The organism is Rhodanobacter sp. OR87, from assembly GCF_000473345.1.
GTDB lineage: Bacteria > Pseudomonadota > Gammaproteobacteria > Xanthomonadales > Rhodanobacteraceae > Rhodanobacter > Rhodanobacter denitrificans.
Genome location: NZ_AXBJ01000018.1, coordinates 1 through 26,016 on the forward strand (window position 1 = coordinate 1; position 26,016 = coordinate 26,016).

Below are 26,016 nucleotides of genomic sequence, written 5' to 3' on the forward strand. Positions count from 1 at the left end.
CAGCCCGCAGGGCATCTGGCAACGACCACAGCGCGGGTCCACGTGAGGGTCCGCTTCCAGCCGAAGTAGCAGGTCGGTCTCCGACGAGGATTGAGTCTCGATCAAACGAAACCCTATCCAAAATTGGGCAGCGTCAATAGCATCATGCATGAAGGCGGCGGCGGTTGAGCCGCTGTGGGTGTGAGAGCTTTCAGCTTATCCGCCATCCGCCGCCTTCACCCAACCCTTCATCTGTCAACACGATCTTTCCCGCTTACCCGCGAAGAACCTTTATTTCACCCGCAGCGTGTTGTTCGCGCGCTGTGCGTCCGGCAGCGCATGCGTCGGGTCGAGGGTGGCCGTAACCACCTTGCGCGTGCCGGCCACGCGCACCACGTAGCTGCGGTGCTGCTGCCAGGTTTCCACCGGCACGCGGATGTCCTGCTTGCTGCCGTCGTCGTAGGTCACTTCGAGCGTGGCGGGCAGCACCAGCCGGTCGAGGTTGGCCACGGTGACTTCGGCGCCGTGGCTCCAGTTGCCGTCGATCGGCGCCACCTTCTGCACCGCCATGTCGAACGTCCAGTTGTGCTCGTACCAGCCGCGCCAGAACCAGCCGAGGTCCTCGCCGGTGTCGCTTTCCATGAAGCGGAAGAAGTCCGACGGGCTGGGGTGCTTGTACGCCCAGGTGGCGATGTAGCGGCGGAACGCGGGGTCGAAGCGCTCCGGCCCGATGATCTGCTCGCGCAGCAGCACCAGGCCGAACGCGCCCTTGAAGTAGCTGATCGGGTGACGGTACTTCTCGCTCGTCATGTCGGCGCCGTTGAGCAGGGCGGGCGCGGCGGGGTCGGCCAGCACGGCGGCGATCTCGTCGGCCGGGTTGCCGCCGCCGGGCGCGTACTCGCTATCGCGCTTCGGCGCGTATTCGCCGTGGTTGAAGGCGTCGTCCTCGTAGACGTCGATGAAGGTGTTGAAGCCCTCGTCCATCCACGCGTCGCGGCGCTCGTTGCTGCCCACGATCATCGGGAACCAGATGTGCCCGATCTCGTGCGCGATCACCATGTGCAGGTTCTTGCCCTTGGCCAGCTTGTGGTCGAAGGTGATGCCCGGGTATTCCATGCCGCCGGCGGTGCCGGCCTCGTTGATCGCCACCGGCCACGGGTACGGATACCACTGCTTCGAGAAGTATTCGGTGGACGCCTTGAGGTATTCGGTGGCGCGGCCCCACGCCGCATCGCCGCCGCTCTCGGCCGGATAGACCGACATCGCCAGCGCGGTTTTCCCTTCGGGCAGGTTGATCCGCGCGGCGTCCCACACGAATGCCTTCGACGCGCCGAACGCCACGTCGCGGGTGTTGTGCATGCGGAAGTGCCAGGTCAGCGTGCCGCTCTGTTTCGGACGGCTGGACGGCTGGGTGACTTCCTCCGCCGTGCGGATCATCACGGTGGCGTCGCTGTGGCGGGCCCGCTCCAGCCGCTGCCGTTCGGCTTTCGTCAGCACCTCGTCAGGGTTCAGCAGCTCGCCGGAGCCGGCCACGATCATGTCCCACGGCACGGTGACGGCGTAGTCGAAATCGCCGTATTCCAGGTAGAACTCGCTGTTGAGGTAGGGCGCAGTGTCCCACCCGCGCAGGTCGTCGTAGACAGCCATGCGCGGGTACCACTGCGCGATCTCGAAGATCTCGCCGTGCTTGCTGGGGTTGACGTCGGTGCGCCCGCCGAATTCGCCGGGCACGGTGTAGCTCCAGGCGACGTGCAGGCGCAGGCTGCCGCCGTTGCCCTTCAGTGCCGCGGGCAGCTGCACCTGCATGCGCGTGTCGGAAACCAGCCACTGCACCGGCTGCCTGTCCCCGTGCGCGTCTTCCACTTCCACCGAGGCGATCTGGTAGCCATCGGTGAACTCGGTGGGGAACTTGCTGGTGAACGCGCCGCGGGCGTCGCGGCGGTAGCGGTTCTGGTCCAGCTGCAGCCACAGCACGTCGAGCGCGTCGGGGCTGTGGTTGGTGTAGCTGATCACCTCGCTGCCGCGCAGCTGCCGCGTGGCCGGGTCGAGCGTGGCCTCGATCCGATAGTCGGCGCGGTTCTGCCAGAACAGCGGGCCGGGCTTGCCGCTGGCCGAGCGGTAGGCGGTGGCCGGCTGCGGGTAGCTGTACGGGGCGAACGCCTGCAGCGGATCGAAGCGCGCGGCCGCGTCGGTGGCGGCGAATGCGGGTGCCGCCAGCAGCACGGCGGCGGTGATGGCGAGGAACAGCGCGGGTTGGTTCATGCGGTGCCTTGGGGAAGGTGGGGGATCACGGCCGGCCGCCGGCACGCAGCAGCGCCAGCACGTCGTGGCAGGCGCCCATGGTGTGGTAGTCGGTCTTGCCGGCCGGGCTTTTCTCGTCGCTGTACTTGCGATTGTCGCGGGTGAGGATGCGGTACCAGGCGCCGTGGCGGTGGTCGACCAGATGCTGCCACGCGTAGGCCCACAGTTTCCCGTACCAGTCGTCATAGGCCGGCTCGCCGGTGTGCGCATGCAGCCGCGCGGCGGCGGCCAGCGATTCGGCCTGCACCCAGAAGTACTTGTCGTCGTCGCAGACGCTGCCGTCGGGCGCGAAGCCGTAGCAGATGCCGCCGTACTCGCCGTCCCAGGCGCGCGCCAGCGCGGTGTCGAACAGCTGCCGCGCGGTGGGTAGCAGCCAGTCCTCGTCATCGCCGCGCGCGCGCAGCAGCGGATCCATGGTCAGCAGCAGCTTCGCCCACTCGGTCTGGTGGCCGCTCTGGAAGCCCCACGGGCGGAACAGGTGCTTGGGGTCGTCGCGGTGGTAGTCCCAGTCGATGGCCCAGTCGCGGTCGTAGTGCTCCCACACCAGCCCGCCGGCCAGCGCCGCCTGACGGCGGGTCATGCGGTCGGCGAGGGTGTACGCGCGATCGAGATAACGCGGCTCGTGGCTGGCCTGGTAGGCGGCCAGCAGCGCCTCGCACAGGTGCATGTTCGCGTTCTGGCCGCGGTAGTCGCTGAAGTGCCAGTGCGCGTCCGCCTCGTCGCGGTACAGCCCGGCGTCGGCGTCCCAGTAGCGCAGCTCCAGCAGGCTCCAGGTCTCGTCCATCCACGCGGCAGCCTCGGCGATGCCGGCCTTCACCGCGCTGGCGCAGGCCAGCAGCACGAAGGCTGCGCCGTAGGCGTGGTTGCTGCGGTCTTCCGGCTGGCCGTCGCGGATCGTCCAGGCGTAGCCGCCGGTGTACGGGTCGCGATGCACCTCGCGCAGGTAGCGCAGGCCGTGGCGCGCGGCGTCGAGGTACTCGTCGCGCAGCGCCGTGTCGTCGCCGAATTCGATCGCCGCCATCGCGTAGTTGAAGACGAAGCGGGTGCTGCTGACCAGATGCCGGTGCGTGCGGTCGTAGATCGTGCCGTCGTCGCGGAAGTAGTGGAAGAAGCCGCCTTGCGGGTCGATCGCATGCGGGTGGTAGAACGCCATGGTCTGCGCGATGTGCCCGCGCAGGAAAGCGGCGGAGCGGAAGTCGGGAGTAGCGTTCATGCCTGGCGTTCCATGAAGGCCAATACCTCTTCGCCGCGCGGCATCGCGACGAACGAGCCCTGGCGGGTGACGGTGAGTGCGCCGCAGGCGGCGGCGAAGCGCAGCATCGCGTGCAGCCGCGGCAGCGCGACGACCAGGCGGTCGAGCCGGTCCGGGGTGGCTTCCAGCTCGGCCAGGCAGCACAGCAGGCCGCCCATGAAGGCATCGCCGGCCGCGGTGGAGTCGACAGTCTCGACCGCGTAGCACGGCAGCTCGCCTTCGGCTTCGGGGTGGAACCAGCGCAGCGGCCGGGCGCCGTCGGTCACCACCACCAGGCGGGTGCGGCCCAGCCACAGCCGGTCCAGCGCGGCCTGTTCGCCGTCGATCGCCAGCCAGGCGAATTCCTCGGCGGAGAGCTTCACCACGTCGGCCAGGTGCAGCGCCGGCCACAGCAGCGGGTGTGGATCGGCATCGGCCGGCCACAGCGCAGGACGCAGGTTGAGATCGAAGCTGACCAGGGCGCCGGCGCCGTGCGCGCGCTGCATGCCTTCGCGGGTGGTCGCGGCCAGCGCCGGATCCGTCATGCTGTTGGAGCAGACGTGGAACACGGCGACGTCGCGGAAGCCGTCGGCGCGGAAGTGCGCCGGGCGGAACAGCAGGTCGGCGGTGTGGTCGCGGTAGAAGCCGAAGCTGCGCTCGCCGCGCGCGTCCAGCGTGACGAAGGCCAGCGCGCTGTTCGCCGCCTCGGTGCGCACCACGTCGGCGGTGCCGACGCCGGCCTGCTGCAGGCTGTCGAGCAGGAAGTCGCCGAAGCGGTCGCGCGCGAGCATGCCGGCGAAGCGCGCGTGTCCGCCCAGCCGCGCCGCGGCGACCGCCACGTTGGCCGGCGCGCCGCCGGCGAACGGCACGAAGCGCGCCGCGAAGCCGCGCGGGTCGAGGCCGTCGGCATGCAGGTCGATCAGTGCCTCGCCGAAGCACAGAATGGGCCGTGGCGGCATGTCAATGGATTCCGCTGGCGTCCGCTGCCGGCAGGCTGCGGATGCGCGAGCCGCGCAGGCCGTAGAACACGATGTACAGGTAGCACAGCAGCGGCAGGAAGAACGCGTGCTGCAGGCCGATGTGGTCGGCGAACAGGCCCTGTAGCGGCGGCATGATCGCGCCGCCGACGATGGCCATGATCAGCAGGCTGGACGCCTTGCTGGTCATCGGCCCCAGCCGCTCGATGCCCAGCGCGAAGATGGTCGGGAACATGATCGAGTTGAACAGGCCGATCGCGATGATGCTGTACATCGCCAGCGCGCCGCTGCTCGACATGGTGGTCAGCACCAGCAGCGCGTTGATCGTGGCAAACGCGGCCAGCAGCTTGCGCGGCGAGAACTTCGCCATCAGCGCCGAGCCGGCGAAGCGGCCGACCATCGCGCCGCCCCAGTACCAGGATACGTACTTCGCCGCCTGCTGTTCGCTCAGGTGGCCGATCTCCGGCATCGACAGGTAGTTGACCATGAAGCTGCCGATCGACACTTCCGCGCCGACGTAGAAGAAGATGCCGAGCACGCCGAACAGCACGTGCGGGTGGCGCAGCACGTCGGCGAAGCCGTGGCGCGCGTGGTCGCCCTTGTCGGTGGCTTCGCTCAGCGCCGGCAGGCGGAACAGCCACACGAACACCGTCAGCAGGAACAGCACCACCGCCAGGCCGATGTACGGCCCCTGCACCGCCTGCGCCTGCTGGGTGTCGTAGAGCAGGCGCTGCGCCGGTTCCAGCGCGGCTAGCTCGGTCGGACTCTTCACCACGTTGGACAGGATCAGCAATCCGCCGAACCACGGCGCCAGGAAGGTGCCGAACGAGTTCAGCGCCTGCGCCAGGGTCAGCCGGCTGGAGCTGGTCTTCTCCGGGCCGAGCAGGGCCACGTAGGGGTTGGCCGCCACCTGCAGCACGGTGATGCCGGTGGCCAGCACGAACAGCGCGCCGAGGAAGGCCGGGTACAGGTGCAGTCCGGCGGCTGGCCAGAAGCCCAGCGCGCCGACGCCGGCAATCGCCAGCCCGGCCACGATGCCCTTCTTGTAGCCCAGCGCGGCGACCAGTCGGCCGGCCGGCAGCGCCATCAGGAAGTACGCGCCGAAGAAGGTGAACTGCACCAGCATCACCTGCGCGTAGTTGAGCTGGAAGATCGACTTCAGGTGCGGGATCAGGATGTCGTTGAGGCAGGTCAGGAAGCCCCACATGAAGAAGATGGTGGTGAGCACGCCCAGCGCCATCGGGTGGCTGGTGTAAGGCTCGTGGCCGGCGTGCTCCGGCGTGGGCGCGGGCGTGGAAGACGGTGCAGCGGCAAAGGCCATGGCGGTATTCCGGTACGGGGGTGGTCGAGGGTTGGGCGGAATCGGGCGCGGGACACGCCGCGGCGTCAATGTAACCGTTTTCACCGGCATGCCGATCGCGCGCCGCAACATGCCCGCGCGGTGCTATTTTCAGCGCCTTGCCCACCGCCGACCGAGGTAGCCCATGTCCCGCACCATCGCGATGATGCTCGCCCTGCTGGGGTTCATGGCCAGTGCGCCGGCGCTGGCCGCGCGCGGACATGCGGCCGACGTCGACCCGCGCATCGGCACCGGCGGCGATGGCCATACCTTTCCCGGCGCCACCGTGCCGTTCGGCATGATCCAGCTGTCGCCCGACACCGCGATGCCGGATTTCAGGCACGCCTACCACTGGGCTGCCGGCTACCAGTACGGCGACGGCAGCCTGCTGGGTTTCTCGCATACGCATTTCTCCGGCTCCGGCCATTCGGACCTGGGCGACGTGCTGGTGATGCCGATCGCCGGCGACGTGCGGCTGGAACCGGGTGACCCGGCCAAGCCGGGCAGCGGCTACCGCTCGCGCTTCTCGCACGCCAGCGAGGTGGTGCAGGCTGGCTACTACGCGGTGACGCTGAGCGATTACGGCGTGCGCGCCGAACTCACCGCCGGGCGCCGGATCGGCTGGCACCGCTACAGCTTCCCCGCCGGCAAGCCGGCCCACCTGCTGCTGGACCTGCGCCCGAGCATCTACGACTACCCCGGCAAGGTACTGTGGGCCAGTCTGCGCGTGCATGCGGACGGTACCGTCAGCGGCTGCCGCAGCACCCGCGGCTGGGCACCGGGGCGCGAGCTGTGCTTCGCCCTGCGCTTCTCGCAGCCGATGACTTCGCGCGAGCTGTACAACCGCGAGACCGACATCACCTACAAGGGTTTCAAGGGGCCGGGCAACCAGGCCGAGGACCGCGACGCGCAGGGCGGCCGCGCGCTGCTCGGCGTGTTCGATTTCGGCAAGCTGAAGCAGCCGCTGGAGGTGAAGGTGGCGATCTCGCCGGTGAGCGAAGCGAACGCGATTGCCAATCTCGACCAGGACGGCGCCGGCTGGGACTTCGACGCCCGTCGCGCCGAGGCGAAGGCCGCCTGGGACCGGGCGCTGGCGGTGGTCGACGTGGACGCGCCGAAGACCGCGAAGACCCAGTTCTACACCGCGCTGTACCACGCCATGCTGTCGCCCACGCTGAGCATGGACGCCAACGGCGACTACCGCGGGCCGGACCACGCGGTGCACCGGGCCGAAGGCTTCGACTTCTACTCCACCTGGTCGCTGTGGGACGTCTACCGCGCGCAGCAGCCGCTGATGGTCCTGCTGCATTCCGAGCGCAGCACGGATTTCATCCGCTCGCTGATCGCCGCGCGCGAGGCCAGCCCGTTCGGCATCCTGCCGGTGTGGGCGTACCAGGGGCTGGAGACCTGGTGCATGATCGGCTACCACGCGGTGCCGGTGATCGCCGACGCCTACGTCAAGGGCGTGCGCGGCTTCGATGCGGACAAGGCGCTTGAGGCGATGGTGGCCAGCGCGACCTATGCGCCGTACGGCGACCTGGCCGACTACATGAAGCTCGGCTACGTGCCGATCGACAAGGAGCCCGAAGGCGCCTCGAAGACGCTGGAATACGCCTACGACGACTGGTCGCTGGCGCAGATGGCGAAGGCGATGGGCAGGGCCGACATCGCCGCCACCTTCGGCAAGCGGGCGGCGAACTGGCGTCATGCATGGGATCCGCAGACCGGCTTCATGCGCGCGCGGCTGGCCGACGGCACGTTCCGCGAGCCGTTCGATCCGGAGGCCGCCGGTTACGGCAGCGACTACACCGAGGGCAACGCGTGGCAGTACTCGTGGTACGTGCCGCAGGACGTGGCCGGGCTGATCGGCGCGATGGGCGGCGACGCGAAGTTCGTGGCCAGGCTCGATGCGCTGTTCGAGGCGAAGGTCGACCCGTCGCACTTCAAGCATGTCGAGGACATCACCGGGCTGATCGGCTGGTACGCGCACGGCAACGAGCCCAGCCATCACATCGCCTATCTGTACGACTACGCCGGCGCGCCGTGGAAGACGCAAGCCAGGCTGAAGCAGATCATGGACAGCCAGTACGCAGCGCGTCCCGACGGCCTGAGCGGCAACGACGACCTCGGCCAGATGTCGGCCTGGTACGTGTTCACCGCGCTCGGCGTCTACCCGGTGACGCCGGGCAGCGACGAGTACGCGATCGGCCGGCCGTTCGTGGCGCGCGCCGCGCTCCACCTTGGTCACGGCCGCACCTTCACGATCAGCGCGTCGCCGCTGGACGATGCGCACCCCTACGTCGGCGCGGTGACCCTGAACGGCCAGCCGCTGCAGCGCAGCTACCTGCGCCACGGCGAGATCGTGGCCGGCGGCGAACTGCATTTCACCATGCAGGCGCAGCCGAACCGGGAGTGGGGCAGCGCGGCGTCGGCCCGGCCGGCGGCGATGAGCCGCTACGGGCAATGAACGGCGCGTCCGGCGACGCGCGGATGAAACATGCCAGAATGCAGCGCGAACCCTCCATCATGGGCCTGCCGATGCGGCGAGCGACATGACAACCCGGGACATCATGCGCTGGCGTACCGTCGGCCTGTTGCTGGCGATGCTGATCATCGTCGGCCTACCGTACATCGTCACCCTGCAGGGGGCGCGCGACACCGAGCAGGCCACCGAATGGGTGGTGCGCTCGACCGAGGTGAAATCGCTGGCCTACCGGATCGCCTACGTCGTGCACGACAGCGAGGCGGCCACCTACCGGCTGCTGGCGGGCGACGTGAACGACGCCACGCGCGTGCGCGCGGCGCGGGTCGGCCAGGAAGTGCTGCCGCTGCTGCGGCAGTTGCGCCGGATGACGCGCGACAACCCCGACCAGCAGGCCCTGATGGGCTCGCTGGCCAGCAGCGTCAACGGCCGCGTCACCCTGATGAAGCAGGCGCTGGAGCGGCTGCGGCAGGGCAATCCGGACGGCGCCCGGCAGTCGCTGCGCGACGCCGACGACCTGTTCGAGATGAATGCGCAGATCGCCAGCTTCGTGCAGATCGAGGACAACCTGCTGCTGCAACGCCAGACCGCGGCGGCGCAGCAGTCACGCAACGGGCGCATCGTGCTCTCGGTCACCGCGCTGGCGCAGCTCCTGCTGCTGACCATCATCGTGATCACCTCCGAGCGGCAGATCGGCCGGCGCCAGCTGGCCGAGACCCGCGAGGGCCGGGCGGTGCTGCGTTCGCAGCTGATCCTCCAGGCGGTACGCGAGCCGATCGCGCTGTTCGACGAGAACCTGAACAGCCTGCTGGTGAACAACGCCTTCAGCGAGCTGTACGGCATGGATCCCCGGCAGCGTTCGATACCGCTGGTGCAGATCGGCAAAGGTGCATGGAGCGACGGCGTGCTGCTGCAGCGCCTGAACGACGTGCTGTTGCGCGACCGTGAGCTGTGGGATCACGAACTGGTCCAGCGCACCGTCGACGGCATCGACCGGCACGTGGTGATCAACGCGCGCCGGCTGCAGCAGCAGGACGGCGGCACGCCGGCACTGCTGCTGACGGTCAGCGACGTCACCACGCGCGCGCTGGCCGAGCAGCAGGTGAACGAGCTCAACCGCCAGTTGGAAGGCAAGGTGGCGCAGATCTCCGACGTCAACCGCGAGCTGGAGGCGTTCAGCTATTCGGTGTCGCACGACCTGCGCGCGCCGCTGCGCCACATCGCCGGCTTCGCGCGCAAGCTGGAGCAGCACCTGGGCGACCGGATCGACGAGAAATCCGCTCATTACATCGAGGTGATCGCCGGTTCGGCGCAGCGCATGGCCGTGCTGATCGACGACCTGCTGGTGTTTTCGCGGCTCGGCCGCGGCGCGCTGCGGCTGCAGGCGGTGGACATGCAGTCGCTGCTCGACGAGGCGCGCGCGCTGGCCGAATCGGGCGTGTCGGGTCGGCGTATCGTGTGGGACGTCGCACCGTTGCCGATGGTGATCGGCGATGAGAACATGCTGCGCACGGTGTGGCAGAACCTGCTCGGCAATGCGGTGAAGTACACCGGGCATTGCGAGGTGGCGCGTATCGCGGTGAGCGTGCGGCAGGGCCGCAACGGCGACTACGAATTCACGGTAAGCGACAACGGCGCGGGGTTCGACATGCAGTATGCGGACAAGCTGTTCGGCGTGTTCCAGCGCCTGCACCGCGCCTCGGAATTCCCGGGCAACGGCATCGGGCTGGCCAACGTGCGACGGATCGTGGCGCGCCACGGCGGCCGCGTCTGGGCCGAGGCCGAATCTGGCCGGGGCGCCCATTTCCATTTCTCGCTGCCGGCCACCGATGCGGCCGGCACACGCACCTGAGAGCGAAGCATGAACAAGAGGGACCTACGCACCATCCTGCTGGTCGAGGACAGCATGGCCGACGCCGAGATGGCGATGGACGCGCTCGGCGAGGCGCACCTGGCCAACCCGGTGGTGCACGTGGAGGATGGCGTGGAGTGCATGGATTATCTGCACGGTCGCGGCGCGTGGTCCTCGCGTGAGCCGGGCGATCCGGCGGTGGTGCTGCTGGACATCAAGATGCCGCGCATGAGCGGGCTGGACGTGCTGACCGCGATGCGCGGCAACGACAAGTTGCGGCGGATCCCGGTGGTGATCCTGTCCTCCTCGCGCGAGGAGAGCGACCTGGCGCGCAGCTGGGATCTGGGCGCCAACGCCTACGTGATCAAGCCGGTCGACGTGGACCAGTTCTTCGACGCGGTGCGTACGCTGGGGCAGTTCTGGGCGGTGCTGAACCAGGCACCCGAGCCGGAATGAACGAATGGAACGCGGCGGCCGCCCTGAACCTCCGCGGCGGGCGGCGCAAACGCACAGCGCAGCAGGGAACCCTATGCCAAACGGACAAACACGGGCGATGCCGACCATCCGGGTGCTGCAGGTCGAGGACAGCCGGCTCGATGCCGAGCTGGTGCTGACCGAACTCGAGGCCGATCACCTCGCCTGCGAGGTGCGCCTGGTCGACGACGAGCCGGGCTTCCTCGCCGCGCTGGATGACTTCAGGCCGGACATTGTGCTGTCGGACCTCAGCATTCCGGGGTTTTCCGGCCAGCACGCGCTCGAGCTGCTGCGCCAGCGCGACGAGGACCTGCCGTTCATCTTCGTCTCTGCCACGCTGGGCGAGGAGGCGGCGATCGAGGCACTGCGCAACGGCGCCACCGATTACATCCTGAAGCAGAACCCCGCGCGGCTGGCCAGTGCGGTGCGCCGCGCACTGAGCGAGGCCGAGGCGCGCCGGGCCAGCCGCCGCGCCGAGGCGGAGCTGATCCGCGCGCAGCGCTTCGAGAGCCTGGCGATGCTCGCCGGCGGCCTGAGCCACGACCTGCGCAACCTGCTGCAGCCGCTGCTGCTGGCCGGCGACAGCCTGCAGGATTACCAGGATGACCCGCGCCTGGCGCGGCTGGGCAAGCTGGTACGCGACTGCGGCAAGCGCGGCCTGGACATGGTGCACTCGATGCTGTCCTTCGCCAGCGGTGCGCGCCGCGCGGAACAGGTGCGGCTGGGCACGCTGTTCAGCGCGTTCGACCTGCTGATGCAAGGCAGCGTGCCGCACACGATGACGATGGAGCTGGCGATCGACGATCCGGAACTGTCGTTCGACGGCAACCACACCGAGCTGCAGCAGTGCCTGCTGAACCTGTGCCTGAACGCGATCCAGGCGATGCCGGACGGCGGCCACCTGCGCGTCGAGGCCGCGCAGACGGCGTTGCCGGCAGACTTCTTCCTGCCGGGCGAGCAGCCGCGGTCGGGCCGTTACCTGTGTATCAGCGTGGTCGATGACGGTCCCGGCATGGAGCAGGCGGTGCTCGATCAGATATTCGAGCCGTTCTTCACCACCAAGGAAAACGGCACCGGGCTCGGCCTGCTCTCGTGCAAGCGCATCGTCGGCAGCCACGGTGGCGTGATGCGGGTGGACAGCCAGCCGGGCCGCGGCACCCGCTTCGACCTGTATTTTCCGCTGGAGCAGCGCGCCGCCGAGCGCGACCAGGACGACCGCAGCTACCTGGAAGGTGCCGCCGAGCGCGTGCTGGTGGTGGTGGAAGAGGCCGGCCAGCTGTCGTTGCTGGCCGATACGCTGGACGCCTGGGGCTACCAGGCCCACGCCAGCCAGAGCGGTACCGCCGCGCTGCAGTGGATCGAGGCCGCCGGGCTGCCCGACCTGGTGGTGCTGGATGCGGACATGAACCTGTTCACCGGCGCGCGCACGCTGGCGGCGCTGACCGAACAGGGCTACGGCAACGCGGTGATCCTGCTGGCGCGCCCCGGTGCGACACCGGACCTGCACGAGCTGCCGCCGCTGGAGCATCTCTACGTGGTCGACAAGCCGGTGACCACCCAGGTACTGCTGCGCACCTTGCGCAAGGCCAGGCAGGCCGACGGCCGCGGCAGTTGACCGAGTCGTTTCGCGCGGCCGCTCAGGGGGCGACCTTGTTGACGTATTACTTCGATCTGGCCTGGCGCAGTTGCCGGCGCAGCAAGGCGCTGACCGCGCTGGTGGTGCTGCTGATGGGCTGTGGCGTGGCCACCTGCATGGTCTCCTTCGCGGTGTTCCGCGCTGCCGCGGCCGACCCGATCCCGTGGAAATCGCACCAACTGTTCGTGCCGCAGGTCGACAGCTTCGGCCCGGCGCACAACTGGCAGGGCGAGCCGCCGATCCTGCTCAGCTATACCGATGCCGTGGCCTTGCTGCACGCGCGGCAGGCGCGTCGGCAGGTGCTGATCTACGGCGGCAAATGGACGGTGCTGCCGGACGACGCACGGCAGCAGCCGTTCCCGCAGGAAGGCGATGCGGTCAGCAGCGATTTCTTCGCGATGTTCGACGCGCGCTTCCGCTACGGCGGCGGCTGGTCGGTCCATGACGACGAGCAGCGCGCGGCGGTGGTCGTCATCAGCAGCACGCTCAACCGGAAACTGTTCGGCGGCGCCGACAGCGTGGGCCGCGAGATCGAGCTGGACGCGCATGCCTATCGCATCGTCGGCGTGCTGGACGACTGGGAGCCGCGCCCGCGCTTCTTCGACGTGAGCAGCACGTGGTATCCCTTCAGCCGTCCGCGGCAGCTCTACCTGCCGTTCAGCCGTGCCATCGACCTGCAGAAAGCCACCGCCGGCCAGTTCTATTGCAGCACGAATACCGTCGATCCCGACCTGCCGAACTGGGACAGCGTGCTGCACAGCGAGTGCGCGTGGATCGCCGCATGGGTGGAACTGCCAACCCATGCCGATGTCGGCCGTTACCGCGACTGGCTGCGCAACTACGCGGCCGAGCAGCAACGCCTCGGCCGTTTCGGCTGGGCACCGAACGTGCGCCTGTCCGACGTCATGCAGTGGCTGCGCCAGGACAGCTTCAACGTGGTACCGAAGTCGTCGGCGCTGGCGCTGGTCGTTTCGGTGAGCTTCCTGCTGATCTGCCTGGTCAACGTGGTCGGCCTGATGCTGGCCCGCTTCATGCGCCGCGCGCCGGAGATCGGCGTGCGCCGCGCGCTGGGCGCGTCGCGCGGGGCGATCCGCCGCCAGTTCCTGGTCGAGGCGACGGCGATCGGGCTGGCCGGCGGTGCACTGGGGTTGCTGCTGACGGCGCTGGGCATGGCCGGCATCGGCAAGGTGTTCGAGCCGGAGATCGCCAAGCTGGCGCGGCTGGATACGTCGCTGTTGCTGCTGACCGTGCTGGTCGCGGTGGCGACCAGCGTGATCGCCGCGCTGTATCCCACCTGGCGCGCCGCCCAGGTGCAGCCGGCCTGGCAGCTGAAGGTGAACGGATGAACACGGCCATGCAGCTGCGCCCGATCCTCGCCGCGCTGCGCCGGCACAAGATGGCCACGCTGCTGATCGTGCTGCAGATCGCGCTGACCCTGGCGGTGGTCAGCAACGCGTTGTTCATCGTCAAGACGCGAGTGGTGCACCTGTCGCGCCCGAGCGGCACCGACGAGGCACACCTGCTCGCGATCAGCAACCAGTGGATCGGCCAGCCGGACGTGCCGCACATCCATGCGCAGATGCAGGCCGACCTAGCGACCTTGCGCAAGCTGCCGGGCGTGCGCGACGCGTTTGCCAGCCAGGCCTATCCGCTGCAGGAAGGTGGCGGCGGGCTGGTGCGCATCAAGCAGCGGGTCGAGCAGAAGAAGCTGCAGCTGGCGCTGTCCTATTTTGCCGACGAGCACGCGATCGATACGTTCGGCATCGCACTGGTGGCCGGCCGCAACTTCCGCGCCGACGAGATTGGCAGCCTCGGCCCGTACGACAAGCTGGTGCCCGCGGCGATCATCATCACGCGTGACCTGGCCCGCAAGCTTTTTCCGGACGGCGCGGCCGTGGGGCAGCGCGTCTATCTCAGGGACGACGGCCCGAGCACGATCATCGGCGTGGTCGACCGGCTGCAAGGCAGTTACGCCGGCAGCAGCACGCGTTCGATCGACGAAGACACGGTGCTGCTGCCGGCACGTTACGCCAGTGCCGACGACGGGGCGGCCTATGCCGGCGGGGTGGTCTATCTGGTGCGCGCGCAGCCGGGCCGACTGGCCGCGTTGCTGCGCGCGGCGCCGGCGGCGCTGCTGGCGCAGAACCGCATGCGCCTGATCAGCCCGGAAGACGGGGTGGTCACGCTGGCGCAGGCGCGCGAGAAGGCCTATGCCACCGACCGCGGCGTGGCGATCATGATGGGCGCGATGTGCGCCTTGCTGCTGCTGGCGACGGCCGGTGGCATCGTGGGCCTGAGCAGCTTCTGGGTCGGCCAGCGGCGGCGGTCGATCGGCGTGCGCCGTGCGCTGGGTGCGACGCGCGGCGACATCCGGCGCTACTTCCAGGCCGAGAACGCGCTGCTCGTCGGCATCGGCGTGGTGCTGGGCGTGGCGCTCGGCATCGCCGCTAACCTGGCGCTGATGGCGCACTACGAATTGCCGCGGATGCCGCCGTGGCTGCTCGGTGTCGGTGCGCTGCTGCTGTGGCTGCTCGGTCAGCTGGCCGTGCTCGGCCCGGCGCGGCGCGCCGCCGCGGTGCCGCCAGTGGAGGCGACGCGCTCGGTGTGATGACGTGACCTGGTTGGCCGCCGGACATGCGGTTCCAGCCAGTGCTCTTGCTACTCCCCTGCAAGGTAAGGGGAGGTTGGAAGGGGGCTTCTTCCATCAAGATCAAGAGCGACCCCTCCCCAACCCTCCCCTGCAAGCAGGGGAGGGAGTAAAGCCGGCGGCTCAGTCGATGCCGAGCTTCTTCAGCTTGTAGCGCAGCGCGCGGAAGGTGATGCCGAGTTTGCGGGCGGCGGCGGTCTTGTTGTAGCGCGATTCTTCCAGCGCCTTGACGATGGCGGTGCGCTCCAGGTTGCTGATGTAGTCGTCGAGGCCGCCGTCCGCGCCGGCGGCGGCCGCGACGGGTGTCGGCGGCTGTCCCGCTGCGGCCGGCTCGTGGCTGATCCGCGCGCTGCGCTGCGGCAGCATCAGGTCGGCCGCCTCGATGGTGCTGCCGTCGCACATCGCCATCGCGCGTTCGAGGATGTTCTCCAGCTCGCGCACGTTGCCGGGGAAGTCGTACGCCTCCAGCGCCTCGCGCGCGGACGGCGACAACTGGCCCACGCTGTCGCCGCTCTTGCCGGCCAGCGCCTTGAGGATGAATGCGGACAATTGCGGCACGTCGCCGCGGCGTTCGCGCAGCGGCGGCACGCGCAGCTCGATCACGTTGATGCGATAGAACAGGTCCTGGCGGAACTGGCCCTGTTCGACCAGCTGGCCGAGGTTCTTGTGGGTGGCGGAAAGAATGCGCACGTCGACCGGGATCTCGTCGCGGCCGCCGATCGGGCGCACCGCTTTTTCCTGGATCGCGCGCAGCAGCTTCACCTGCATGTGCAGCGGCAGCTCGGCCACCTCGTCGAGGAACAGGGTGCCGCCCTGGGCGGCCTGGAACAGGCCTTCCTTGTCGGTGCTGGCGCCGGTGAAGCTGCCCCTGCGGTGGCCGAAGAACTCGCTTTCCATCAGCTCGGACGGGATCGCGCCGCAGTTGACCGGCACGAACGGGCCGCTGGCGCGCGGACCCTGCTCGTGGATCAGCCGGGCCACCAGCTCCTTGCCCACGCCCGATTCGCCGGCGATGTACACCGGCGCCTGGTTGCGCGCCAGCTTGCCGATGGTGGCGCGCACCTGCTGCATGGCGGTGGAGTCGCCGATCAGGCGGTCGCTGGAGTCGCCGGTCTTCGCCGCGGCGGCGCCGGTGCGCCGTTCCTCGGCGAGGCGCAGCGCGGTGCGCACCAGCCCGCGCAGCATCTGGATGTCGACCGGCTTGGAGACGAAGTCGAACGCGCCGGCCTTCAGCGCGTTCACCGCGGCGTCGACGTTGCCGTAGGCGGTGATCATCGCCACCGGCATGTCGGGATGCTCCGCGGCGATCAGCTCGATGACCTCGTGGCCGCTGCCGTCGGGCAGCCGCATGTCGGTGAAGCAAAGGTCATAACTGCGTTCGGCCAGTGCGCGGCGCGCCTCGGCGACGGTGCCGACGGCGTCGACCTGCAGGTCCATTCGCCCCAGCGTGATGGTCAGCAGTTCGCGGATGTCGCGTTCGTCATCGATGACCAAAACGGTCTGGGGGTTCATGGCACGGCGCGTGGCAAACGATGCGACAGAGAATACCCGGCCCCGCCCCGCGGGGCAAAGACCGCCAGCGTCGCAGGCGGTCCCCGCAACCCGTTGCGACGGCACGCGGCGGCCGCGATCCGCTCGGGCCGGCGCCGCGTCCGCGATGCCGGACGGCGCGACGGCGGTTTCAGCGCGGCTCGCGAAGCAGCCGCGGCTTGCCGTCGACGCCGCGGTCGATGCGGATGTCGTAGTGCCTGCCGCGGAACGCGACGTTCTTCAGGGTCAGCGAGCGCCACGTCGGCGGCAGCACCGGCGCGTACGCCTGGACCAGGCCGTCGTCCTCGATGCGCAGGCCGCTGAGGCCGTAGACGAAGCTCTGCACGAAGCCGGCCGAGCTGGCCAGCAGGTAGCCGGCGTTGTTGGCGACGGTCTCGGTGCGCACGTTGAACGGCGGCTTCAGGAAGCCGACCAGGTTGCGCCGGATCCAGTCGTCGGCGGCCTTGCCGTCGCCCAGCTCGGCGGCGCCGACGGCGAGCATCACCATCATCATCTCGTTCGGGTCGTCGCCGTGCACCTTCAGCTCGTGCAACTGGAATGCGAAGTCGTTGCGGCGCACCTGCGGCGACATCGGCAGGTCCAGGTTCGGGTACATCAGCCAGGCCAGCGACGAACCCATCCAGGTGATCTTGTCGTGCGGCACCGAGGCGTCGAAGTCGAGGTGGCGCTGGTTCTTCTGGTCGAACGGGAGGTACATCTTCGCGGCGATCGCGGCCCACTGCGGATCGGGCGCGGCGCCGACGAGCTTCGCCGCCTTGATCGCGATCTGCAGCGACTTGCGCGCCGCGGCGTTGGTGAACGAGTCGTTCGGCACGTCGTCGTAGGCCTCGTCGGGCGAGGTGACGTGGTGGATCTCGTAGCGGTCCTGCGCCTTGTCGTAGGTGACCCGGCTGACCCAGAACTGCGCGATCTCGCGGATCACCGGCCAGCCATGCCGCTTCAGCCAGGCGTCGTCGCCGGTGGCGAGGTAGTACTGCCACTGCGCGATCGCGATGTCGGCGTTGACGTGGATCTCGCGGAACACCCCGTAGGCGAAGTGCGGCGTGTGGTCGACGCCGGTTTCCGGGTCGGCCTCCCACGGGTACATGGTGCCTTTCACGCCGTACTGCTGGGCCCGCTCGCGCGCGGGCTGCATGGTGCGCGCGCGGAACATCACGATCGGCTTGGCGCGTTCCGGGTGCAGCAGGAGCAGGGCGGGGAACACCCACGAATCGCTGTCCCAGAAGGCGTGGCCGGCGTAGCCCGGGGTCAGCGCGCAGGCGCCCATCGGCCAGGCCGTGCCCACGGTGGAGTTGGACAACAGGTAGTACAGGTCCGAATGCACGGCGCGCTGCACGTCCGGATCGCCGTCGACCACGATGTCGGACTTCCACAGCTCGTGCCAGGCGGCCTGGTGTTCGGCGAGCAGCGCGGCGAAGCCCTTCTGGCGCGCGGCCTTGGCCAGCGCCACATTGTCGCGGGCGTCGCCACCCCAGTTCTGCCGCGACGCGGCGATGTACTTGGTGAAGACGTAGGTCCTGCCCTTCTGCACCCTGGCGGTGAGGTTGAGCGACAGCTTGTACGGGCCTTTTTCCAGCTTCACGCTTTCGATCGCGAGGCCCGGCGGCAGCCCGATCGCGGCCGCCTCGGCCATCGTCAGGCCGTGTTCGGCGCGGCCGTCCAGCCACAGCATCAGTTCCTTGGTGTCGCCGTCGCTGGCCAGCACGCGGGTGTAGCCGGGATACCACACGGCGGCGCGGTCGGGCGTCGGCACCGGCTTGTTGTCCAGCGTCTGGCCGCTGGCGATCACCGCGGCGATCATCTCGTCGCCGCTCATGCTGGCGATCGGGAAGCGCGGCTGGTGTTCGGACCACAGCCGGATCGGAAAGGTCAGCTGCACGCTGCCGTCGAACTGCGGGGTGATGGAGAGCTGCGTCGCGGCCAGGTGAGGCGAAGCCTGGCTGACGAAGGTCGTCACTTTCACGTCGCTCGACTTGTTCGCGTACGCGAAGCGGTAGCTGGTCGACAGCGTGCCGTCGTGCATGTCGAGCGTCTGCGCATAGTCGGCGAAGATCGTCTTGTCGATGCGGGTCGAATTGAGCCAGCCGCCGCCGGGGTTGTAGTCGATCTCGCTCCAGCCGGGGATCGCGGCGGGACGCGCGATGTCGCCGGGCTTGTAGTCCATGAACGCGACCATGTACGCACGGTTGCCCTCGGTGCCGCGCACCGAGGTCATCGTGGAGAAGTAGCCGTTGGCAAGGTAGCTCGGAAAGTAGCTGCCGAAATTTTCCGCCGTGCCGGTGAGCAGGAAGCTGGGGTCGGTGGCGGCATGCGCCGGCACGGCGAGCGCGGCGACGAGCAGCAGCAGGCCGGCGAGGGAGGCGTGGCGTGGTTTCATGATCGCTCCGGGTGGCGGGCTATTTCGCGGCAAGCCGGATCGCCGCCGTGGCGTCGGCGCCGGCGCGGTCGGTCTCGCGCTTGAAGAAGAACAGGGTGAGCAGGATCAGGCTCATCGGCAGCAGCGAGAAATAGAACGCGTGGATGCCGTCGAAGCTGGCGAACACGCGCGCGGTGATGTACGAGCCCAGCGTGCCGCCGAGCGCGGAGAACACCACGATCAGCCCGGTCATCGCCGCGTGCATCGGCTTGGGCAGCGAACTCAGCGCCACCGAATTGATCACCGGGTAGATCGGCGCCATCAGCAGGCCGAGCAGCGGGATCAGGTACGCCGCCCGCGGTGCGTCGAACCAGCCGACGTCCGGCCGCGCCACCACGCCACGCGCCAGCGGCAGCACCACCACGACCAGCACTCCCATGCCGAGCACGCAGGCGTTGAGCAGGGTGTACCAGCGCACCCGCTTGAGCACGACACCGGCCAGGATACGGCCCAGCGCGGTCATGCCGGCGAGGATGCTGGCGAACTGGATGCTCATCGCGTTCGGCAGCTTCAGGATCTCGTTGTTGAAGGTGGGCAGCCAGGTGCCGAAGCTCTGCTCGATCAGCACGTACAGGAAGGCGGAGGCGAGGAACACGTAGACCAGCGGGCGCACGAACAGGCGCAGCATCTCCATGATCGCGTCGCTGAAGGAGTCGTTGTGCCCGTGCGCATGCGCGGCGCTTTCGTCCAGGGCGCTGGTGGCCAGCAGCGCGATGGTCAGCGCGCAGGCGCCGGCGAGCAGCCAGTACACGTTGAACCATGCCGGGTCGCCCGGGTTGGCCGGGTTGATATAGGCGCTGAAGATCCAGTTGCCGGCCAGCACGCCGAGCATGAACAGGCCTTCGATGGTGTTGGTCAGGCGCGAGTGCGCGGTGCGGTCGGCGGTGAGCAGGCCGATCGATGAATACACCGCGACCTTGGCCAGCGCGAATGAAAAACCCACGCAGGCGAACAGCAGCCGCGTGGTAGGGAAACTCGGGTAGAGCGGCATCAGCACGCAGGCGCCGCCGACGATCGCCAGCGCCAGCATCATCGAACGCCGGTAGCCGAACATCGGCAGGAACGAGGCGACCAGGAACGAGGTGAACGCGATGGTGAGGTCCTTGTAGCGTTCCAGCGCGCTGGCTGCGGGCTTGTCGATGCCGAAGGTGACGATCGACTGCAGGATCACCGTGCCGACGCTGTTGAGCAGGATCGCGAAGATCATGTAGATCAGCGCCAGCGCGACGATCATGCGGATTCGGTTCATGGCACCTCCGGCGTTACGGCGTGTGCAGTTTCGCGAAAAACGCGGCCCGGATCGCTCTGAGGTTTCGATCCGGACCGCGCACCCTGCAACAGCACTGCTCAGAACAGGTACTTCACCGTCATGTTGACCTCGCGGCCTTCCAGCGGACGGGCCAGGATCACGCCATCGGTGCCGGAGGCGGAGCCGAAGATGCGCGAGTTGCTCTCGGTCAGGCCCAGTTCGTTGCTCATGTTGGTGCCCTGCAGGCGGATCTGCCAGTTCTGCTGCACGTTGGCGACCACACCGAAGTCCCAGGTGGCGTAGCTGCCCAGCTGCTGCAGGGCGGACTGGTCCTGGGTGTGCGCGCCGACGTGGGTGTAGGTCACGAAGGCGGTGATGTCGCCCCAGTCGAACGGCACGCGGTAGCTCGGCGTGAGCATGTAGCGCACCTTCGGCTGACGCTGCAACTGCTTGCCGTTGATGCCGAGGCACTGGCTGGTGCCGCTGACCAGGTCGGTGTACACGAAGCAGGAGTTGTTGTGCGAGTAGTGGCCGTCCAGGTAGTTGGCGACCACCTGCAGCTTGAAGTTCTCGAACGGCGTGACCGCGCCGGCGAGGTTGACGCCCTTGGAGTCGGAGCCGTACAGCGCCTGCGCGCCGACCGGTACGCCCTGGCCGTTGGTGGGCTGGTAGGTCAGGCCGTTGAACTGGCGGTGGTACACGCTGATGTCGGCGTAGAACAGGTCGGACTGGTACTTGAAGCCGCCCTCGAAGTTCTGCACCTTCTGCAGCGGCGGCGTGTTGCCGGTGGTGTTGCCGCGCAGCGCGTTGTCGAAGTCGCCGAAGTGCGCGCCCTTGTTGGCGCGCACGTAGACGCTCATGTTGTCGGCCAGCTCGTAGTTCACGCCGACGGTCCACGACGGATGGGTCTTGTCGTAGCGGGTCCGCGCGTAGGTGCCGTTGCACACCGGCACGCTGTTGTCGTACAGCGTGTTCAGGTTGCCGTCGAGGTTGACGTTGCTGAGGTTGCACACGTTGTTGGTGGCGTTCTCGTTCTCGACCCGGCCGGACACGTCGATCAGCCACTTGCCGATGCGCCACACGTCGGACAGGTAGAACGCCTTGTTGGTGGCGCTGCCGTGCTGGGCGATGTTGTAGCCGCCGTAGTCGAGGAAGCCCTGGCCGTCGGTGAGGTACTTGGTCTGGCCGTTGTCGACGTAGCTGACCTGGATCGGCTGCGCGTTCGGCGTGTTGGTCATCAGCATCTGGTTGCCCAGCGCCCACTTGTCGTTCATGGTGTAGTGGGTCAGGTAGAGGCCGCCGGTGAGCGTGTTGCCCTCGAACAGTTCCTTGCTCAGGCGGAAATCGTTGCTGACGTTCTTCAGGTGCTTGTGGATGTACCACCAGCCCTGGTGGATCACGCTCTGGTTCGGGTTGACTGCGCCGCCGCCGTCGACGTAGCTGGCGGTGGCCGAGCCGGCGGGCAGGTTGAAGGCGCCCATGCTGGCGGTGTTGGTGTACAGCATGTCGTTCAGGCTGCCGGGGTTGTTGCCCGAGAACAGCGCGTTGGTGTCGGCATCGCCGCCGTCGAACAGGAACTTGTCCGACAGGTTCCAGCCGTCGCCCAGGTCGTAGTCGAAGTTGCCGCCGAAGAAGCTGAACTTGGCGCCACGGCCGTTGGCCAGATTGGCGTCGGTGCCGCCGCCGGGGTAGCCGGGCAGGTGCACATGCTGGATCGCCTTGCTGTAGTAGGTGTCGGTCAGCGGGTCGAAGCCGGGGTAGGCGCTGAACTGGTCGGTGCCGTGCTGGATCAGCGGCACCGGCGTGATGAACTGGTTGCGGTCGTTGAGCTGGCGTGCGTACAGGGTCATCGTGCCGTTGTCGCTGTCGTGGCTCAGCGTGGCGGTGAGCTGGCCGCCCTTGTCCGCGGCGAACTGCGGATCGCGCACGCCGTCGGAAGTGCGCCAGAAGCCGCCGACGCTGCCGTACCAGCTCTCGGCGATCGGGAAGCCGAAGAAGCCGTCGACGCGACGCAGGTTCTCGTTGCCGTAAGTGACGCCGACGCTGCCGCTGGGCACGTCGGTGCCGGTCTTCAGCATGAAGTTCGCGGTGGCGCCGATCTGGCCGTCGCCGAACACCACCGACGGGCCGCCCTGCAGGATCTCCACGCGGTCGACGGTGTCGTCGAGGCGGAAGATCGAGGTGGTCTCGAAGAACGACAGCGTGGGCATGCCGTACAGCGGTGAGCCCATCAGCTGGGTGGAGAAGTAGGGCGCGTCGCCGCCGCCGGGGAAGCCGGCGATCTCGATGTTGGCGCCGGTCTGGCCGCCGGTGGATTCGGGCCACATGCCGGGCGAGATCTTCAGCAGGTCCGCCGTGCTCTTCGGGTTGGCCATCTTGATCTGCTCGGCCGAGGCGGTGGTGACCGAGTAGCTGGTGTCGATCTTCTTCAGGCCGCCGGTGGCGGTGTTGCCGGTCACCACCACCTGTTCGAGGGTCTTGGCCTTGGCGGCTTCGGCTTTCTGCTGGGCCACGCTCTTCTTCGCCGGCGCCTGGGCGGCTTGTGCCGGCGCGGCGTCCTGCGCGATGGCCGCGCCGCAGAGCAGGATGGCGGCGATCGCCACCGGAAGACTCAGTCTGGACAGCTGTTTGTTCTTCATTTCCGTCACTCCCCACCAGTTGGATTGGATTGTTTTGGCCGCGCAACGCAGCGTGCCGGCTGCGCGGAATGGCCGCTCACGCGATGAAACGGCTGATGTCGAACGCGGCAATGTCCGGCAGCAGCACATCCGCCTTGTCCAGCTCCTGCGCGCGGCCGATGCCGACCGCCGTCATGCCCGCCGCGTGCAGGGCGGCGATGCCCGCCGCGGCGTCCTCCACGCCGAGGCATTCCTGCGAACTCAGGCCCAGCCCGCGCGCCGCCGCCAGGAAGATCTCCGGGTCGGGCTTGGAGCGGGCGATGCGACCAGCGTCGACCACGTAGTCGAACAGCGTGGCGATGCCCAGCCGGTCCAGCAGCTGCGGCGCGTTGCGGCTGGCCGAGGCCAGCGCGGTCTTCAGCCCGGCGCGGCGCACGGACTCCACCGCGGCGCGCGCGCCGGGCAGCAGGTCCTGCGGGCCGAGGCGCCCGATCAGTTCGACGTAGTAGCTGTTCTTGCGTGCGGCGAGCGCTTCCTTCTCCGCTTCGCTGTAGGAGCGCGGCGCGCGTTCCAGCAGGATGTCCAGCGAACCGCGGCGGTCCACCCCCTTCATGCGCCCGGCGGTGGCCTCGTCGAGCGGCGCGCCGATCTCGTCGGCCAGCCGCTGCCACGCCGCGCGATGCAGCACGGCGGTGTCGGCGAGCACGCCGTCGAGATCGAACACCACGGCCTTCAACGGCGTCGGCGCGACGACGCCCGCGCAGGACAGGCGCAGCGGCTGGCCGGCATGCAGGCGTTGCGGCAGGCCGTCGTGCAGGAAGGTGAGCGCGTTGCCTTCGGTAAGCGTGTACTGCACGCCGTCGCCGTCGACCTCCACACGCAGGTGCGCGTCGCGCCAGCGCAGGCCGAAGCGGTAACTGCGCCATGCCGCCGGCAGCCGCGGCGCCAGCGCGGGCAGGCCATCGTGCACGCGCAGGCCGCCGTAGCCCCAGGTCAGCGCCAGCCAGCTGCCGGCCATCGCCGCCATGTGCAGGCCGTGCGCCGCGTTGCCGTGCAGGTCGTCCAGGTCGACGCGCAGGGTGTCGCGGAAGTAGCGGAATGCCTTGTCGGCATGGCCCACCTCGGCCGCGATCACCGCGAAGGTGGAGGCGGACAGGGTGGAGTCGTGCACGGTGACGCCTTCGTAGTAGTCGAAGTTGCGCCGCTTGGCGGCCACCTCGACCTGCTCGCCGGCCAGCATCAGCGCCAGCAGCACGTCGGCCTGCTTGCATACCTGGTGGCGATAGATGCCGAGCGGGTGCAGGCGCAGCAGCAGCGGCTGTCGGTCCGGCGTGGCGGCCAGTTCCGCCGGCAGCCGCGGCTTGTCGAGGAAGCCGTCGTCCTGCGGAAAGATGCCCAGCACGGCATCCACCGGCAGATGCATCGCCCGCGCCGCGGCCTGCCACTGCGCCGGCTCGTCGGCCCCGAGGCCGATCCGCGCGGCCAGTGCGGCGTAGTCGGCCGGGTGGCTCAGCGCCATCCATTCGGCGGTGGCGGCGGCATCGCGCAGGTGCCGTTGCGCCATGCGGTTGGTGTAGTGGTTGTTGTCGACCAGGGCGGAGTACTCGTCCGGGCCGGTCACTTCGTGGATGCAGAACGCACCGCCGCGGCGCGGATTGAAGTGGCCGATCTCCAGCCAGATCCGCGCGGTCTCGAAGATCATCTCGGCGCCCCCTTCGAGAAGGAAGGCCTGGTCGCCGCTGGCGTCGACGTAGAGGCGCACCGCCCACGCCACCGCGGCATTGATGTGGTACTGCGCCGAGCCGCCGGGAAAGTAGGCCGAGCATTCGTCGCCGCCGATCGTGCGCCAGGCGTACAGCGCGCCGCGCGGATGGCCGAGTTCGCGTGCGTGCCGGCGTGCGTGGCCCAGCGTGCGGTGGCGCCAGGCCAGCATGGCGCGCGCCAGTTCCGGGGCCAGGGTGACCAGCGCCGGCAGCATGAAGGCTTCGGCGTCCCAGAAGTAGTGGCCTTCGTAGCCCTCGCCGGTGAGTCCCTTGGCGGCGGTGCTGCTGCGGCCGTCGCGGCCGCTGGACTGGAACAGGTGGAACAGGTTGAGGCGCAGCGCCTGTTCGGTCGCCGGGTCGCCCGCGATGGCCAGGTCGGCCTGCGCCCAGAATCCGGCCAGCACCCGCGCCTGCCGTTCGAGCAGCGCCGGGTAGCCGAGTGCGATCGCTGCGGCGAGCGTGGCCTCGGCCCGGGCCGGCAGGGCGCCGGCGGCATCCGTGGCGAACGGCGCGGTGAAGGCGTAGGCGACGTACTTGTCCAGGCCGACCGTCTGGCCCGGCGCCAGCGTGCCGGCATAGGCCTGCATCACCCCGTCCGCGGTCCGGCCGGCATCGCGGAAGACGAGGCCGGCGGCCTGTTCGTGGCGCTGCACGCAGGCCAGCCGGATGCCGCTGTGGGTGGTCTGCTGGCCGACCCAGGCCGAGGCCTTGTTTGCCTGCGCGGCCCAGGTGGTGAGGCCGCCCGCGAGGCGGCTGCCGATGCGCGGGTCATCGCCCTGTCCGACGGCCTCGCGCCCGCAGCCGATCGACGACTCCAGCGTGACCGGGCCGCGGTAGTCGATCGAACGCACGCGGTAGCGGATCGCCAGCAACCCGGCCTCTGCCAGGCTGACGAGGCGTTCGGCCTCGATCTCCAGCGTGGCGCCTTGCGGCGAACGCCAGCGCAGCCGCCGCCGGTAGCAGCCGTGGCGCAGGTCGAGGGTGCGCTCGAACTGCAGCCATTCGCCCTGGTCCAGCCGCACCGGCGTGTCGCCCAGGCGCAGCCGGATGTGCGTGGCGTCGGCGACCGGGATGCGCGTGTCGGTATGGCTGGCGAAGCCGGGAAAGCGCTCGTGGTACTCGATCGGGGTGCGTTCCCATACTCCGGACAGCAGGGTGGCTTGGCTGGCGCTGTCGGCTTCCTCCAGGTTGCCGCGCACGCCGAGCGTGCCGTTGGCGAGGGCGAACAGGCTCTCGTCCCGGGCGAAGCCGGCCGGGTCGGTGCCATGGCGGACCAGCAGCCACGGATCCTCCACGGCCGGCCTCTCGGGCGGCCGGGCATCGACGCTCGCTGCTGCCGTCATCTGGTGTTCCACGATAAATCTCCCCGATTCGCATGGCATGGGCCGTCCCGCACCCGGCTGGCAGGGAGCTTGGCATCAAATGTTATCGGTATCAAGATACCGATAACATTTGATGTGGCAGACTTGTCCGGACCGTTCCGTGGCGAGGGAGAAGGGCA

15 protein-coding genes are annotated in these 26,016 nt (G+C 68.8%); 6 read left to right on the forward strand and 9 right to left on the reverse strand.

Annotated elements, in window-relative coordinates:
* Window positions 1–270: 270 nt before the first annotated feature.
* From RHOOR87_RS0113625 to fucP, 4 genes are read right to left on the reverse strand one after another with little or no spacing between them, the layout of a single operon-like run.
* Complete coding sequence (locus tag RHOOR87_RS0113625; RefSeq protein ID WP_007507380.1) at window positions 271–2,241, reverse strand: M1 family aminopeptidase; 1,971 nt, start codon at window positions 2,239–2,241, stop codon at window positions 271–273.
* A gap of 25 nt (window positions 2,242–2,266) precedes the next feature.
* Window positions 2,267–3,493, reverse strand: coding sequence for an AGE family epimerase/isomerase (locus RHOOR87_RS0113630; protein ID WP_007507378.1), 1,227 nt, complete (start codon window positions 3,491–3,493; stop codon window positions 2,267–2,269).
* Window positions 3,490–4,470, reverse strand: coding sequence for a carbohydrate kinase (locus RHOOR87_RS0113635; protein ID WP_007507376.1), 981 nt, complete (start codon window positions 4,468–4,470; stop codon window positions 3,490–3,492). Before RHOOR87_RS0113635 ends, RHOOR87_RS0113630 begins: the two co-directional genes overlap by 4 nt.
* A 1-nt stretch (window position 4,471) precedes the next feature.
* Window positions 4,472–5,809, reverse strand: a complete 1,338-nt coding sequence (gene fucP, locus RHOOR87_RS0113640) for an L-fucose:H+ symporter permease (protein WP_007507375.1) — start codon at window positions 5,807–5,809, stop codon at window positions 4,472–4,474.
* A 181-nt stretch (window positions 5,810–5,990) separates the two neighbouring features.
* Between fucP and RHOOR87_RS0113645 the strand changes: the two genes are divergently transcribed.
* The 6 genes from RHOOR87_RS0113645 to RHOOR87_RS0113670 all read left to right on the forward strand — a co-directional run bounded on the left by RHOOR87_RS0113645 (window position 5,991) and on the right by RHOOR87_RS0113670 (window position 14,879).
* On the forward strand, window positions 5,991–8,294 hold the full coding sequence (locus tag RHOOR87_RS0113645) for a GH92 family glycosyl hydrolase (protein ID WP_231381799.1): 2,304 nt from the start codon (window positions 5,991–5,993) through the stop codon (window positions 8,292–8,294).
* An 85-nt stretch (window positions 8,295–8,379) separates the two neighbouring features.
* The gene (locus tag RHOOR87_RS0113650) at window positions 8,380–10,161 is read left to right on the forward strand and encodes an ATP-binding protein (RefSeq protein ID WP_015446875.1); all 1,782 of its coding nucleotides are present in this window, start codon (window positions 8,380–8,382) and stop codon (window positions 10,159–10,161) included.
* Between the two features lie 9 nt (window positions 10,162–10,170).
* Entirely contained in the window at window positions 10,171–10,617 is a 447-nt protein-coding gene (locus tag RHOOR87_RS0113655; RefSeq protein ID WP_007507367.1) for a response regulator, read from the forward strand.
* 97 nt (window positions 10,618–10,714) lie between these two features.
* Window positions 10,715–12,250: a response regulator gene (locus tag RHOOR87_RS0113660; RefSeq protein WP_007507365.1), complete on the forward strand. Its 1,536-nt coding sequence runs from the start codon at window positions 10,715–10,717 to the stop codon at window positions 12,248–12,250.
* A 35-nt stretch (window positions 12,251–12,285) separates the two neighbouring features.
* Window positions 12,286–13,617: an FtsX-like permease family protein gene (locus RHOOR87_RS0113665; RefSeq protein ID WP_015446876.1), complete on the forward strand. Its 1,332-nt coding sequence runs from the start codon at window positions 12,286–12,288 to the stop codon at window positions 13,615–13,617.
* A complete protein-coding gene (locus RHOOR87_RS0113670) occupies window positions 13,614–14,879 on the forward strand; it encodes an FtsX-like permease family protein (protein ID WP_015446877.1) in 1,266 nt (421 codons plus the stop codon). Before RHOOR87_RS0113665 ends, RHOOR87_RS0113670 begins: the two co-directional genes overlap by 4 nt.
* Window positions 14,880–15,041: 162 nt before the next feature.
* Here RHOOR87_RS0113670 and RHOOR87_RS0113675 read toward each other — a convergent pair whose 3' ends face one another.
* The 5 genes from RHOOR87_RS0113675 to pgmB all read right to left on the reverse strand — a co-directional run bounded on the left by RHOOR87_RS0113675 (window position 15,042) and on the right by pgmB (window position 25,858).
* Window positions 15,042–16,430: a sigma-54 dependent transcriptional regulator gene (locus RHOOR87_RS0113675; protein ID WP_015446878.1), complete on the reverse strand. Its 1,389-nt coding sequence runs from the start codon at window positions 16,428–16,430 to the stop codon at window positions 15,042–15,044.
* A 169-nt stretch (window positions 16,431–16,599) separates the two neighbouring features.
* The gene (locus tag RHOOR87_RS0113680) at window positions 16,600–18,846 is read right to left on the reverse strand and encodes a glycosyl hydrolase family 65 protein (protein WP_027485332.1); all 2,247 of its coding nucleotides are present in this window, start codon (window positions 18,844–18,846) and stop codon (window positions 16,600–16,602) included.
* A 19-nt stretch (window positions 18,847–18,865) separates the two neighbouring features.
* Window positions 18,866–20,134: an MFS transporter gene (locus RHOOR87_RS0113685; protein ID WP_027485333.1), complete on the reverse strand. Its 1,269-nt coding sequence runs from the start codon at window positions 20,132–20,134 to the stop codon at window positions 18,866–18,868.
* Between the two features lie 98 nt (window positions 20,135–20,232).
* Window positions 20,233–22,773, reverse strand: a complete 2,541-nt coding sequence (locus RHOOR87_RS0113690; protein ID WP_007507353.1) for a TonB-dependent receptor — start codon at window positions 22,771–22,773, stop codon at window positions 20,233–20,235.
* 76 nt (window positions 22,774–22,849) lie between these two features.
* Window positions 22,850–25,858: a beta-phosphoglucomutase gene (gene pgmB, locus RHOOR87_RS0113695; protein WP_155950268.1), complete on the reverse strand. Its 3,009-nt coding sequence runs from the start codon at window positions 25,856–25,858 to the stop codon at window positions 22,850–22,852.
* Window positions 25,859–26,016: the final 158 nt, after the last annotated feature.

Bases quoted from the DNA above. Each gene is read 5' to 3' on its own strand.
- RHOOR87_RS0113675 (WP_015446878.1), bottom strand. From the start codon at position 16,430: ATGAACCCCCAGACCGTTTTGGTCATCGATGACGAACGCGACATCCGC.
- RHOOR87_RS0113660 (WP_007507365.1), top strand. From the start codon at position 10,715: ATGCCGACCATCCGGGTGCTGCAGGTCGAGGACAGCCGGCTCGATGCC.
- RHOOR87_RS0113635 (WP_007507376.1), bottom strand. From the start codon at position 4,470: ATGCCGCCACGGCCCATTCTGTGCTTCGGCGAGGCACTGATCGACCTG.
- RHOOR87_RS0113650 (WP_015446875.1), top strand. From the start codon at position 8,380: ATGACAACCCGGGACATCATGCGCTGGCGTACCGTCGGCCTGTTGCTG.
- RHOOR87_RS0113690 (WP_007507353.1), bottom strand. From the start codon at position 22,773: ATGAAGAACAAACAGCTGTCCAGACTGAGTCTTCCGGTGGCGATCGCC.
- RHOOR87_RS0113630 (WP_007507378.1), bottom strand. From the start codon at position 3,493: ATGAACGCTACTCCCGACTTCCGCTCCGCCGCTTTCCTGCGCGGGCAC.
- fucP (WP_007507375.1), bottom strand. From the start codon at position 5,809: ATGGCCTTTGCCGCTGCACCGTCTTCCACGCCCGCGCCCACGCCGGAG.
- RHOOR87_RS0113670 (WP_015446877.1), top strand. From the start codon at position 13,614: ATGAACACGGCCATGCAGCTGCGCCCGATCCTCGCCGCGCTGCGCCGG.
- pgmB (WP_155950268.1), bottom strand. From the start codon at position 25,858: ATGACGGCAGCAGCGAGCGTCGATGCCCGGCCGCCCGAGAGGCCGGCC.
- RHOOR87_RS0113655 (WP_007507367.1), top strand. From the start codon at position 10,171: ATGAACAAGAGGGACCTACGCACCATCCTGCTGGTCGAGGACAGCATG.
- RHOOR87_RS0113625 (WP_007507380.1), bottom strand. From the start codon at position 2,241: ATGAACCAACCCGCGCTGTTCCTCGCCATCACCGCCGCCGTGCTGCTG.
- RHOOR87_RS0113680 (WP_027485332.1), bottom strand. From the start codon at position 18,846: ATGAAACCACGCCACGCCTCCCTCGCCGGCCTGCTGCTGCTCGTCGCC.
- RHOOR87_RS0113685 (WP_027485333.1), bottom strand. From the start codon at position 20,134: ATGAACCGAATCCGCATGATCGTCGCGCTGGCGCTGATCTACATGATC.
- RHOOR87_RS0113645 (WP_231381799.1), top strand. From the start codon at position 5,991: ATGATGCTCGCCCTGCTGGGGTTCATGGCCAGTGCGCCGGCGCTGGCC.